Origin of the sequence: Calorimonas adulescens (genome assembly GCF_008274215.1) — a bacterium.
GTDB lineage: Bacteria > Bacillota > Thermoanaerobacteria > Thermoanaerobacterales > UBA4877 > Calorimonas > Calorimonas adulescens.
This window is the reverse complement of record NZ_VTPS01000006.1, coordinates 39595-52414: the sequence shown is the minus strand read 5'-3', so window position 1 is coordinate 52414 and position 12820 is coordinate 39595. Positions and strand designations below refer to the sequence as shown.

Annotated in this window: 10 protein-coding genes; all 10 read right to left on the bottom strand. The window is 43.6% G+C overall.

From position 1 onward, the window contains the following. Positions 1 to 187: 187 nt before the first annotated feature. Positions 188 to 1831: a peptide ABC transporter substrate-binding protein gene (locus tag FWJ32_RS05210; protein ID WP_149544920.1), complete on the bottom strand. Its 1644-nt coding sequence runs from the start codon at positions 1829 to 1831 to the stop codon at positions 188 to 190. Positions 1832 to 1908: 77 nt separating this feature from the next. Further along, entirely contained in the window at positions 1909 to 5100 is a 3192-nt protein-coding gene (locus FWJ32_RS05205) for a M14 family metallopeptidase (RefSeq protein WP_149544919.1), read from the bottom strand. A 168-nt stretch (positions 5101 to 5268) separates the two neighbouring features. Next, positions 5269 to 6204 carry a 5-oxoprolinase subunit C family protein gene (locus FWJ32_RS05200; protein WP_149544918.1) on the bottom strand — a complete coding sequence of 312 codons (936 nt, stop codon included), beginning with the start codon at positions 6202 to 6204 and terminating at the stop codon, positions 5269 to 5271. After that, entirely contained in the window at positions 6201 to 6935 is a 735-nt protein-coding gene (gene pxpB / locus FWJ32_RS05195; protein WP_149544917.1) for a 5-oxoprolinase subunit PxpB, read from the bottom strand. Before pxpB ends, FWJ32_RS05200 begins: the two co-directional genes overlap by 4 nt. 33 nt (positions 6936 to 6968) lie before the next feature. Next, positions 6969 to 7742 (bottom strand): LamB/YcsF family protein, encoded by a 774-nt coding sequence (locus FWJ32_RS05190; protein WP_149544916.1) that lies wholly within the window; start codon positions 7740 to 7742, stop codon positions 6969 to 6971. An 80-nt stretch (positions 7743 to 7822) separates the two neighbouring features. Further along, on the bottom strand, positions 7823 to 8446 hold the full coding sequence (gene pcp, locus FWJ32_RS05185; RefSeq protein ID WP_149544915.1) for a pyroglutamyl-peptidase I: 624 nt from the start codon (positions 8444 to 8446) through the stop codon (positions 7823 to 7825). 21 nt (positions 8447 to 8467) lie between these two features. Then, positions 8468 to 9394: a DUF979 domain-containing protein gene (locus tag FWJ32_RS05180; RefSeq protein WP_149544914.1), complete on the bottom strand. Its 927-nt coding sequence runs from the start codon at positions 9392 to 9394 to the stop codon at positions 8468 to 8470. Beyond that, entirely contained in the window at positions 9369 to 10073 is a 705-nt protein-coding gene (locus FWJ32_RS05175) for a DUF969 domain-containing protein (protein WP_149544913.1), read from the bottom strand. The genes FWJ32_RS05180 and FWJ32_RS05175 overlap by 26 nt, the downstream gene beginning before the upstream one ends. Positions 10074 to 10255: 182 nt before the next feature. Further along, a complete protein-coding gene (locus tag FWJ32_RS13295) occupies positions 10256 to 10420 on the bottom strand; it encodes a hypothetical protein (RefSeq protein ID WP_162523518.1) in 165 nt (54 codons plus the stop codon). A gap of 167 nt (positions 10421 to 10587) precedes the next feature. Further along, positions 10588 to 12546, bottom strand: a complete 1959-nt coding sequence (gene phnD / locus FWJ32_RS05170; protein ID WP_149544912.1) for a phosphate/phosphite/phosphonate ABC transporter substrate-binding protein — start codon at positions 12544 to 12546, stop codon at positions 10588 to 10590. Positions 12547 to 12820: the final 274 nt, after the last annotated feature.

Below are 12820 nucleotides of genomic sequence, written 5' to 3'. Positions count from 1 at the left end.
TCATTAAAAAAGTATGATATGGTCTACCCCGCTGCTGGGTCAAAAAACTCCATGATAAAAATATCCCCCGATGAACTCCAAAAAATCACCGGGGGAATATGGGTAGATGTATGTGAATAGGCCAGCTTTGAGATAATAACATCCCCTGATGAGCATTGTATTGCTATCAGGGGATGTTACAATTAACTTATTCCTTGTAGGCTCGCTTCAGTATTACATAACCTGCTAAAGGTGTAATCTGGAAGTCCTTCAGGTTTGGCTGATAGGCAACCGTCTTTGTATAGAAATATATGGGCGCCACCGGCATCTCGCTCATCAGTATATCCTCAGCCTTATGGAGAGCCTCCATTCTAGCCTTCTGGTCTGCTGTGGACTTTGCAACCTTTATCAGTTCATCAAACTCCTTATTGCTCCATTTTGCATCATTGTTAACACTGCCAGTGGTAAAGAGCTCAAGCATAGCTATTGGATCCCTGTATTCCGACATCCATCCAGCCCTCGCCATATCATAGTTGCCCTGCTGTCTGTCGTCGAGATAGACACTCCATTCCTCATTGACCAATTCAACGTCAACTCCAAGGCCCTCTTTCCACATATTTTGCAGTGCCTCACCTATCTGTTTATGTGCCTCAGATGTATTGTACAGATATTTCACCTTAGGGAATCCCTTGCCATCCGGATATCCAGCCTCTGCAAGAAGCTTCCTGGCCTCCTCAAGATTTGCTTTTTCAGTGTCATAGTAGTTTCCGCCCACTTCTCTAAAGTCCTTCGTCGGGTCAGCGTCAGGATAGCCAAAGGGTGCGAATGCACCTGCCGGTATCTGTCCGCCCTTTGCAACATTATTAATTATTGAGCTTCTGTCTATGGCCAAGCTGAAGGCTTTCCTCACCCTTGGATCGTCAAAGGGTGGTTTCTTCGTGTTGAAAAGCACATAATAGGTACCTATGGTTGGATATATCTTCAGTTTGCCCTCACTCTGCAGTCTATTTATCTCCTGTGTAGGAACAAGGTCTGCTATATCCAGTTCACCTGATTCAAATGAAGAAAGAACAGTATTAGCATCAACCATAAGGGTAAATACCAGCTTAGATGGTTTAACCGATGCTGCATCCCAATAGTTTTCATTCTTTTCAAAGGTATATGAGTCATTCATAGTCCACCCTGTCATTTTAAATGGGCCATTGCCTATATACAGTTCGGGTTTTGTAGACCAGCCCTCAGGGTCCTGTTCAACCATATCTTTTCTCTGCGGCACAAACTGAGGCAGTGAAAGCAGTGTGATAAAGTATGGTGTCGGATTCTCCAAGGTTACAACCAGTGTCTTGTCATCTTGTGCCTTAACGCCTACGTCGTCAGCACTTGCCTTTCCTTCGTTGTATGCCCTGCCATTTTTAATGTAGTAGAGGTCATAGGCAAAGGGCGCACCTGTGGCGGGGTCCAATACCCTCTTCCATGCATACTCAAAATCTCCAGCGGTTACAGGTTTACCGTCAGACCATTTTGCATCCCTCAAATGGAATGTCCAGGTAAGCCCGTCATCTGAAACATCCCACTTTTCTGCTATTCCAGGTTCAGGGTTGGAGTCCTTATCCAGTCTTACAAGTCCTTCAAATACGTTGTAGATGACATTAAATCCAACAACCTCATTGCATTTTGCAGGGTCTATGCTGCCGGGCTGTGCACCAAGGTTATAGGTTATGGTCTGACCCTCTGCAGGTGTCTCCTGTGCAGTCTTCTGCGTTTCTTCACCCTTCTTTGTGGGTGTAGTACCGCACCCGGCCACTGCAGAGAGGCTCAGGATGAGTACCAGTAATAATGCAATTTTTTTCATCAGATTTTCCCCCTTCAATTGTTGGTTTAGGTGTAAGAAGGCACGGTTCTTACAGTGGATTAACTATTTATTTTATTTTACATCCTTACAGACTGTATATGACCTCTCCCCCACCCCCTTTCAATGAGTTCATTCATACAAGCTACAACAGCATTGAATGTGGCAAGGTGGACCATGATACAATTCTCCAGGTGTTCACCCTGTGCCACCTCATCTATGACCTCGGAGGTCATGTCTATATATGTGATGTATGGAAAGACCTCGCCTATGTGGGTCATGGAGTTAACGGGTATCTCAAAGAAGAGCCCATCTTCCGGGTCCTGTCCAACTATATCCCTCATCCATTCCCCCATATATCTGTTGTATGTCTTTAAGAGGTCTTCATTCCTTAATTTAATCCATGGAATATCAAGCAGAGATTCCTTTATATGCCTTTTAATGTTTTCTTTTATATATCTGTCCTTTTTATCGCAGGATGCCGGCACCCAGAAGTAATAGTATATAAAGCTGCGCGGTAACCAAAACCCCCTGAATGCCGGCGGCACATAACCTGAGAATGGCTGATCCCACTCATGGCTTGGCACCCCGTGGGCATCCAAAAACAGTACTGGCAGCGTCTTTTCAACTACATGGGGCAGGGCACGGGCCTCGCTTTCAGGGCACTTCCAGTACTTATGTCCAAACTCTACGCCACGGGCGTTGTATCTTGCCGGATGGTGCTTCCATTTTGGATGCTCGGATATAAGCCCATTCAGGAATGCAGAGCCATCCACATTCTCTTCAGGTATTATAGCCAGGTTTATATTCCTCAGCTTGTCCATTTCCTTTAAAGTGTTTTCTATCAGCATAAATGCGGCATTGGTGCTGGAGACCTCATTGGCATGGTGCCTGCAGTTTATGAGCAGGGTGGGTTTTATGAAAAACCATTTGTTCTCAGAGACAATTTCAGTTGAGAGCGGGGAATGCATATATACCGCATATACGCACCTGCCCATCAATGATGTAGCAGCAAGCTCTGTCCTCAGGCCAGGCCCCTGCAGGTTTAACACCATCGCTACATATTCGTCATACCCTATGACCCCATCATTCAGACGGGATGCATGGAGCAGTATTTTTTTTGGCAGATTTGCAATTCCATTTCCATTAGCAGATAAAACCTCTACATCTGTACCTCTCTCCCTTACCTTTATCTCAAAGCCATCACCGTCATACCCTTTAATCCTCAGGTTTATAAATCCTACGGATGGTTCTATCCCAATAATCGACATACTGCTGTCCTTAGCATCATTTCCCTGGAGTATCCTGTAGGAAACTGTAAATTCAGGCGAGCCATAGCCTGAGTGTATAATCGGCCTTATGAGGCCGGGTATTATTCTTTTCCCCGTTCTGCCCTCAGCCATCCTCATGAAGTCCAGCGTAACAAAATACAGGTCTTCTTCCAAAGCCTCCAGTGTGGATATTCTATCCTCGTCAAAGGGCAGGTTTTCATCAATGTCGCTCATGCGGACATCAAAATCAATCCCGTCAAATCTCACCCCATCGCTGTCATCTTTTTCTATGACATCCAGCATCTCACTGAGAAACTCCTGGTAATGCTCCCATACCCTCAGGCTGTCAGGCATAATTTCTATTGAAATGGCCGCCTTCCCGTTTATAGCCACCTTTAAAAAGCCTGTTTCAGGGGCTACCATGGGAGTGTCAGGGAAACACCCCATGTACCTCATCTGATGGACTGCAGCATCATAGGAATCAGACATTATGATGTTTGAGTCCATGTCATATATGCAAATACCATAGGTGTGTTCGCTATCCGGTTGAAAACAGATAGCATCCCTTGATATGGAAAGTTCAGAAGCAATGAGTTTATCCACCGGGTAGAGTTCAAGGAGCCATCTTATGGGTAGTTCCATGAAGCTTATACTGCCCTTTGATAGAATGTTCATGTCAGGCACCCTGGAGTCATTCTTTAAAAGCTCATTTTCCTCCATCTTGAATGTTATCACCACCCTGGAGATCTGGCCCCTGTACTTTAATGCGGCAGGTATCACCTTCTCCTTTATCCAGTAATACCCCTGCTTATATGAGGAGAGTATATCCACATTTATCTGCCCGGCCTTCGGTGATAGCAGCCCTGTTATTTCGTCTTTCAGCCTCTCCCTTACCACCTCCTCCTCACTTAGGGCACAGAGCACATTTACCCTGTCGCCCCTATTGAGAACGGGAATCACCTTTTCCCTCATTATCCTCCTTACCTCATCCACTTCCCACTCAAGCTTCTTCGAGACACAGCCCTCGGATTTTATCGCATCATCCCTTGCAGCATACCTCTCTGCCATGTCCTTTATGCTTGCAAGAGAATATATCCTTTTCTCGTCGATATATGGGTAGGTATTGAGAAAATAATCTGCTGCTGCCTTAAGGTCATGACGGTTTACATATATAAAGCCAAACCCTGAATCATCCAAAACAAGGCTTATTCCCCTCTCACTGCCGTTATACAGCTTTGAAGGACCTATGACAATGGGACAGTGATAGTCCGTAAGGCTCAAGGCCTGGCCTTCATATATGCACAGTGGAAATACCATCTCTACGCTCTCTATTCCTATTTTAAGGGCAATCTTTCCTATCTCCTCTATTTCTGAATCCATGATATCCTGAGGAATGATAATGGTAGCAGCTGTTTGAGGTAAATAACCCCCTCTCATGCGTTGGTACATACCATTAAAGCTGAAAAGGTCCGAGAGATCTATTGGCTTGGCTCTTTTCTCTCTACGGGGCGCTTTGACATTTAAGTCATCTACTGGAATATAGACCCTGTTATCGCTTCCGCTTAGTGTAACCTCCATGGCCCTGTCGTAAAATATAATGCCTGTGATATCCCTGCAGCAGGAAACCTTCAAGTTTCCTGTACCCATGTCTCCGGGTATGTAAGGAAACTTCTGGAAGATATATCTTTCAAGCAGACCTCCACCCTTTTCCCCGACGATTATCCTCACAGCATCCCCTTCTAAGAAAATACCTGACCTTCCACCATCTTCTATGATAAAGCCCCTCTTCGGCCCTCCATCGTATATCCTGATAATTGGGTCTCTGTCATATCCAAGGGACTCCCTGCCTATCATGGCGGCAAGATTTACAGCTATGAGTTTTCCTGCACCGCTCAATCCCTCTTTTATCCAGATGTTCCCATCAAAGGTATCCCTTACACCATCGCCATCGTTATCAAGCATCAATCCTAACACTTCAAATATTTCAATGAGGCTTCGCATAGAAAGTTCCCTTCATTTCATTGATTCATCTGGCTAAACTTATAATGTGCCTTATTATAGCACAGTCAGCATGCCTTGTCTGCAAAGTACTTTACACTTTGAGTAAATATTCATGGACAATATCTAAATTTTGTCCATGGTAGAAATACAGCGATATTATGCTGTCACTTAGCTATGTTCCACATACCATCTTATTATTTCAAACTGTTCCTTGTAGTGCCTGTATGTCCAATAGGCATCCCCTAAAGAAATGCTTTTAAAATGTATGACATCGCCCGGCCTGGCCTGCGCCACCCTGGGTATATCTGCAGTGATGACCGTAGCTATCTTTGTATATCCCCCTGTTGTCTGTCTATCCACAAGCATTATTATAGGTTGGCCATCTCCCGGAACCTGTACCGCCCCTAATGGCACACCGTCAGATACCACATCGGCCCCTTTAGCATGCTCTATTGGTTTCCCCTTAAGCCTGTAGCCCATCCTGTCCGAGCTTTGCGTCACCTCATAGGGGCTATTTAAGAAGGTATATATACCTTCCTTCGTAAAATAGTCATCCTGAGGCCCCATTACCACTCTCACTGTCACATCTCTTTCATAACGTGGTATATATATGCGCTCAAGCTGTCTGCCATATGCAAAAAGGTTTCCTTCACCTGTCTTTAAGGTGTCTCCATCCTTCAGATTTCTCCCCTCAAGGCCGCCTATTTTCCCCTTTATATAGGTTGACCTGCTGCCCATGACAGGCGACACGTCTATGCCACCGCTGAAGGATATATAACCAAAGCAGCCTGATATAACGCCGCCCAGCTCGAGTATATCACCCGGCCTGGCCCTGTATGAGTGCCAGTTGTAAATCTTCACTCCATTTAAGGTGGTATTAAAATATCCCCCTGTAATGGCAAATACCGTATCCTCTTCAAACTCAATGGTGGGACCCATAAGCATACACTCTAATGAGGCCTCTACATCGTCATTTCCTACCAGTATATTGCCAATCCTGTAAGAATACTGGTCACATGCCCCAGAGGTTGGCATACCGTAAGCCTGATACCCAAACCTGCCCATGTCTTGTACGGATGTGATTCCGGCTTTTAGGATCTTCATCCTGCCCCACCTCTTAATACCTCAGGATAATAGGTGCCACTTTCCACACCCTTCTTTATCTCGTCAAACTCCTCCACTGTTACCGGCCTGAACCTTATGTAGTCACCTATCCTGAGGATCACTGGTATATCCCTATGTGGGTCATACAGCTTAACCGGTGTAAGGCCTATAACCCTCCAGCCACCAGGGCTATCTACTGTATATATGCCGGTCTGTCTGCCTGCTATGCCTACCGAGCCTGCTGGAATCCACTCCCGTGGCGTCTCAAGTCTCGGCACCTGTATCCGTTCATCTATCCCTCCAAGATAAGGAAAGCCAGGCGCAAATCCAAGCATATATATAAGATAATCCATGGATGTGTGTATATCTATGACCTCTTCTTCAGTCAGACCCGTGTACCTGGCTACAAATTGCAGGTCGGGCCCCACCTCGCCGCCATAGAGCACAGGTATTATAACTGTGTCCCCTTTTTCTACACTTTTTATATCAAGTCTGCCATATATCTTTTTAAGCCTGTCTACTGTCTCATTGAAGTCTGTCACGAAAGGGTCGTAATATATAAGTATAGACCTGTAGCTGGGTATTGTCTCGATAATGCCTTTAACTCCCACTTCCTCAATGAGCTCTATCATGCCTTTTATACAGGCATTACATCCTTCCTCTATATCGTCGCCCAGTTCCATAAGCAGAGCCTGGTCTCCTACAGGCATAAACCTGGGTTCATTATACATGCTCTCCCCCCTATGAACAACATGTTTCCCTTTTTATAGATGCAATCGGGAGAGCGGCACAACATTAATGCCATTTTTCTCCAGCCCTTCCCGGATTTTTTTTACCAATCTCAGAGCCTTTGGGTTATCCCCATGGACACATATGGAATCAACCTTAAGGCTTATACTCCTTCCGGTTATGGTCTCTACCCTGCCCTCTTCTACCGCTTCTATGACCCTCTCTAATGCCAGCTCTTCATCCTCTATGGTTGAGCCCGGTATGCCTCTTGATACAAGAGTGCCGTCATCATTGTATGCCCTGTCGGCAAAAAACTCACTTGCGGCCTTAATGCCAGCATCTCTTGCGGCTTCTATCATCTGGCTGCCTGCCATGGCAAGAATTATGAGGTCTTTATCTACCTCCGATATTGCCTCTGCTATTGCTTTGGCCAGGCCATAGTCAGTGACTGCCATGTTGTACATAGCACCATGGGCCTTCACATGCTGCAGCTTTACACCTTTAGAAACAGCAAAGGCATAGAGTGCCCCTATCTGATACTTGACGTAGGCCTTTACCTCCTCCGGTGTTACATTCAATTCTCTCCTGCCAAAGCCCATGATATCAGGATAACCGGGATGGGCACCTATGGCTACCATATTTTTTACAGCCATTTCTACAGTCTTTTCCATTACCAGCGGATCACCTGCATGGTACCCACAGGCAATGTTGGCAGATGTGACATAATTTAATACCTCACGGTCCATGCCTATCCTATATACCCCAAAGCTCTCACCAACATCGCTGTTTAGATCTACAGAAAACGTCACAGTAACCACCCACCGTCAGTATAAATATATGGTATGGGGAGGACATACCGATACAGTATACCCCCACCGGGATCGTAACCTTATTGTCTGATGTATTCAGCAACTGTATCTATAGCTATCTCAAGCCCCTTTACTATAGTGTCTAAAGACATGCTCGGCCTTGGAGGCTTTGCCCCTGCAGCCTGTTCCAGTATAAAGGGGATGTGGATAAATCCATTCAATATCTTGAGGTTATTGGTATGGATATAGCTGGATACGCCATAGAAGACCTCGTTGCAGCAGTATGTACCCGCCGTATATGATACAGACGACGGCACTACGTTTTCCACCATATTGTCAACAATTTTTTCTACAGGAATTGTAGCAAAATATGCCGCCGGCCCGTCTTCTACAACAGGCGCATACCTTAGCTGATTGCCCTCATTGTCAGGTATCCTGTAGTCTTTGACATTTATGGCAACCTTCTCTACGCTTATTTCCATCCTGCCTCCGGCCTGGCCGACATTTATGACAGCCACCGGAGAGTACTCCTCAATGAGTTTTACTGTTTCGTCAATGCACTTTTTTGTCACAACAGGTATAACCCCTGTAACCACCTCCAGTCCACTGATTGTTTTACCTGCAAGCTCTTTCACAGCCAGCTCTGATGGGTTTACCTTCTCTCCCCCAAACGGCTCAAAACCTGTCAATAAAATCTTAGACATATAAATAATCCCCCTTAAACTTTAAAACAGCACAATGTATCCAAATATGAGTATGCTAATCCACATCAAAACTGCTACAGGAATCTGTTTTTTAATAACACCAAACGTATCCTTCATATTTAAAAGGGCAACCGGGACAATGTTAAAATTGGCCGCCATGGGTGTAACCAGAGTGCCGCAATACCCCGCCAGCATACCCAGGACACCCAGTATGGCCGGGTCAGCACTGTGCATCTGCACCACCAGTGGTATCCCTATACCAGTAGTTATTACGGCAAAGGCAGCAAAGGCGTTGCCCATAATTATGGTAAAAATAGACATGCCAAGGAAATACGCAATTAACGTGGCAAGTGGAATGTTTACAGGGATAACAGATGAGATGAGTCCTGCCACCACTGTGCCTACGCCTGCAGCATTAAATACAGCGCCCAGAGCAGCCAGCAGCTGTGGAAGTGTTGCAGCTGTACTTATAGAGTCTACCAGCCTTCTTGACTCCTCCATGGTGCCGGAAAAGCCTTCTCGAAGCATAATCATAGCCACAATAATGGCAGCTATTGAGGCTAAGGCCAGGCCTACCAGTGCCCCCAGTTTTGTAAACTGAGCAACCACAAAGGTTACAATCGGGATGATTAATATCGGCATAAAGAGAGAATTTCCTCTTCTCTCCGCTTCTTTTTCTCTCTCATGAGGAGTAGGCTCTTTATAAGAACCAAGCCTGACCATCTTTCCGCCAGAGAGAACAGCCATTACAATCAGGAAAATACCAACGATAAAATTGGGCAGGTGAACTATGGGTGCCATAAATGTGAGCCCAAAAAGTGTCCAAAAGAGAGCTGTGGTATATCTTGCCGGGTTATTTTTGTCCATGCAGGTATATATGGATATGACTATCAGCAGCAGCCCCGTTAAAAAGTACATATAATCAAGATTTAGAAGGTTTTGCAGCATTTCCCTTCACCCCTTCCATCCTCTTTTCTATTTTCTTGTCAAAGAAATAATACTGGATAACACCATATATTACAGCCATTATGCCTACCGGTATCGCATATCTGGACATGACCATAAGGTCAACAGAAATGCCTGCCTCTTTAAAAACACCCTGGATAAGCAAAAGCCCACTGGCTGCAATAAATATATTCTGTCCATAGAAATTACCGTAGTTCTCTGAAGACGCCGCAAGACCCATCACATCTTCATATAAGTCCTCAGGCAGCTCATCTACACCGTACTTAGCTTTAATAGCCCCTTCAGCCATCGGTGCTATTAAAGGACGAATAAACTGCGGGTGTCCGCCCAGTCTCAGTCCCAATCCTGCAATTATTGTCCTTAAAACAAGATATATAGACATTACTCGCCCTGCCGTAGCCGCCCTGATGGAGCCAATAAGCCTTGCAGCTTGTTCCTTCAGGCCGTGCTTTTCGGCCAGGCCTATTGCTGGTAAAGTCAACACAAAGAGAGACATCGACCTGTTGTCCACAAAAGCTTTTCCCATTGTATCCAGTATAGACATTATATCCATTCCAGATATGAGTCCCGTTAGAATACCTGCAACCAGCACTGTAAGCAGTGTATCTACCCTGAATATAAAACCAACTATGATGATTAAGATGCCGATGAGTTTAATCATTTATACACACTCCCTTCCTAATTATAAATTGCTGATATTATAAACAATAAATAATTTTGCTTCTATAAAGTATTAATCATAAAAAATGATAAATAGTTTACAAAAAAGGCCGACCGACACAAGTAAAATGCCATTGCGTCGTCAGCCAGTATAAACATCATAAAAACATCGGCACATCAGTTTTATAAGTACACAGCAGGCCTTCTGTCCTTAAAGACAGTTATATCCCTTCTCACCTTATCCACCAGACCTATGTCTATATCCACAGTCTTGATGTCCTCAGCCTCACCAAGCTCACAGACAATCTCGCCCCATGGGCTTACCTCGGGCTGTACCTTTATTACCACTAGATTGGAAGTTACTCCCGGATTGTTCTTGAAATAGGGTATGCCGGGTAATTATTATACCATAGCTGGTTGCCAGTGCAAAAAGTACTTTACATCATTACCATATCTATAACCACTGCTACAAGCAGGGAACGCAATCGGTAGTGTAACCACAGTGCAAGCCACCCTCATGCTATAGCTCTTATTACATCATATGTGCTGTCATTGCTTTCTACAAATCCCTGTACCGGACTTTCAATTCCACTGAAATCATTAAATCCTACAAAGGCCTTTTGCAACTTTAATACAGTATCCTCAGGCATATTCGGGCTTACTGCTATGGCGTCTTTAGGTATATCCTCGGTCTGTGCAATTATCTCAAGTTCATTTACAGGCAAGCCATTGGCAGCAGCCATATCTATAGCTTCATTGTATGTAGCTCCTGCGTCTATTTCACCCGAAAGGACAGCTTTAATTACATTATCATGGCTTCCCATAAAAGAGGTTTTGCTGAAAATCGTATCTGGATCAATGCCATTTGTTTTAAGTATATGTCTTGCGTATATATACCCTGATGCACTCTCAGGATCTACATAACCAAAGTGCTTATTTTTTAAATCAGCAATTGAGTGTATACCGCTTGACTTTTTAGCTATTATATAGCCATTATATGCAAACCTGCCATTTACCTTAGGCGTAACTATAGGTTTTACGCCGCTTTTTTCGTGTGCATTTACATATGCAAAGGGTGAAAACCATCCAATATCTATAACGCCCCTCTTTATTCCATCATTTAATGCATCATAATCTTTAACTATTATGGTCCTGGCCTTGTAACCCACACCCATACAGACCCTTTCAAGTATTGGCACATACATCCTCTTTATATTTTCGGGAGATGTGAAAGGATTGATCCCAAAAATAATTTCTTTGTCTGTCTTCAGCATTGCAATCATAGTTTGCAGGGTTGAAGCTGTATCGCACAGTTTGTTACTAAACTTCAGCATCTCATCATTTTTGCTGCTTTGAACATCAACCTTTTTAATTAAATTCATTGTTATATTATAGGTGTCTTCGACAGCTTTCGCTATAGCCTCAGCAGCCTGTTCTATTTCAGTGGCTGCGTTCATCTGTGTAAGAGACATCTCTGTAAGGTCCGTAAGAGAATTTGTAATATTTTCTACTACGTTTTCTATCTGTATGATAACATCTGTAGACACTGAGGCAGCCGATTCGACGTCTTTGAGCTTCTCCATACATGTCTTCATTGCGTCATTTGAATTTGTTATTTTCTCAGATATTTCATCAGTAATTTCTTCTATCTCAAAAATAGATTTTTTTGTCTCATCAGCAAGTTTTTTAATCTCCTGTGCCACTACCGCAAAACCTTTTCCAGCCTCTCCAACCCTTGCCGCCTCAATAGATGCATTCAGCGCTAATAAGTTTGTCTGTTTTGATATGGTATCTATATATTCCACAATCTTATATATCTTTTGGGAAGAATTCTGGAGCTCTAAATTGTTGTCCGAGGCATCCTTTATGACGCGGGTGAGGTCCATTAAGAGGCCACCTATACTGTCTAATGTCTTTTTATCCTGCTTTAACATGCTTGTGGATTCGGATGATTGACCCTCAATCTTTAAAATCCCATTTTTCAATCTTTCTGATATTGTAACGAGCTCACTGATGTTCGCAGTTATCTCCTCAGTACTTGCTGCATTCTGTTGGCTGAATTCTTCTATGTCATAGAAAATCTTTGCTATCTGTTCAAACATCTTTATATTGTCTTTAGACAGCCATGCGAGCTGCTGTGTGTCAAATCCCATTGTCTCAGAGATAGAAAGCAGACTCTCGTAAACGTTTTCATCAAGCCTTGATGTAAGCCTTCTTGAAGCGTTTTGGTTTGATTTAGTGGTTATATCCTCTGCTGGTAGTGACCTTGAATATGTATCCATTGCCTTATTGCTGCCATCATATCCATTTAAGTTGACCTTGAAATAATTTCTTATTAGTAGATAGAAGATCAATGAGTTTCCTATTGTAGACAGGATAGTAAAAAGTATCCTGCTGACAGGAAGAAAAAACAAAATTACCTGCCACAATATTACACTGCAAAGGCCTATTATAAATAATTTTTTAAGCGTCACTTTATTTCCCCCATTCCCAATATTGTTGTTCCAGTGTAAAGTCTCAGGTATATCATAAATTCACGCAAAAGAATAATAAATCTGAATAAATATATAACTTAGACCTTTTATGCTTCTTTAATTATAAGTCCGCTGCGGGAGCGACGTCAATATGGTCATATTTCCCAAGGTCTTCAGTAAAAATGTAGAAATTTAGTGGTTATTATTGCGGCTATTTTGCGAAAGATGTGTGGGATGTGGTAAAGATATTTATATTTTACAGATGCAGTTACTT

Excerpts from the sequence above, each read along its gene's own strand:
- FWJ32_RS05210 (WP_149544920.1), bottom strand. The coding sequence starts at position 1,831 with ATGAAAAAAATTGCATTATTACTGGTACTCATCCTGAGCCTCTCTGCA.
- pxpB (WP_149544917.1), bottom strand. The coding sequence starts at position 6,935 with ATGTATAATGAACCCAGGTTTATGCCTGTAGGAGACCAGGCTCTGCTT.
- FWJ32_RS05200 (WP_149544918.1), bottom strand. The coding sequence starts at position 6,204 with ATGAAGATCCTAAAAGCCGGAATCACATCCGTACAAGACATGGGCAGG.
- pcp (WP_149544915.1), bottom strand. The coding sequence starts at position 8,446 with ATGTCTAAGATTTTATTGACAGGTTTTGAGCCGTTTGGGGGAGAGAAG.
- FWJ32_RS05175 (WP_149544913.1), bottom strand. The coding sequence starts at position 10,073 with ATGATTAAACTCATCGGCATCTTAATCATCATAGTTGGTTTTATATTC.
- FWJ32_RS05205 (WP_149544919.1), bottom strand. The coding sequence starts at position 5,100 with ATGCGAAGCCTCATTGAAATATTTGAAGTGTTAGGATTGATGCTTGAT.
- FWJ32_RS05180 (WP_149544914.1), bottom strand. The coding sequence starts at position 9,394 with ATGCTGCAAAACCTTCTAAATCTTGATTATATGTACTTTTTAACGGGG.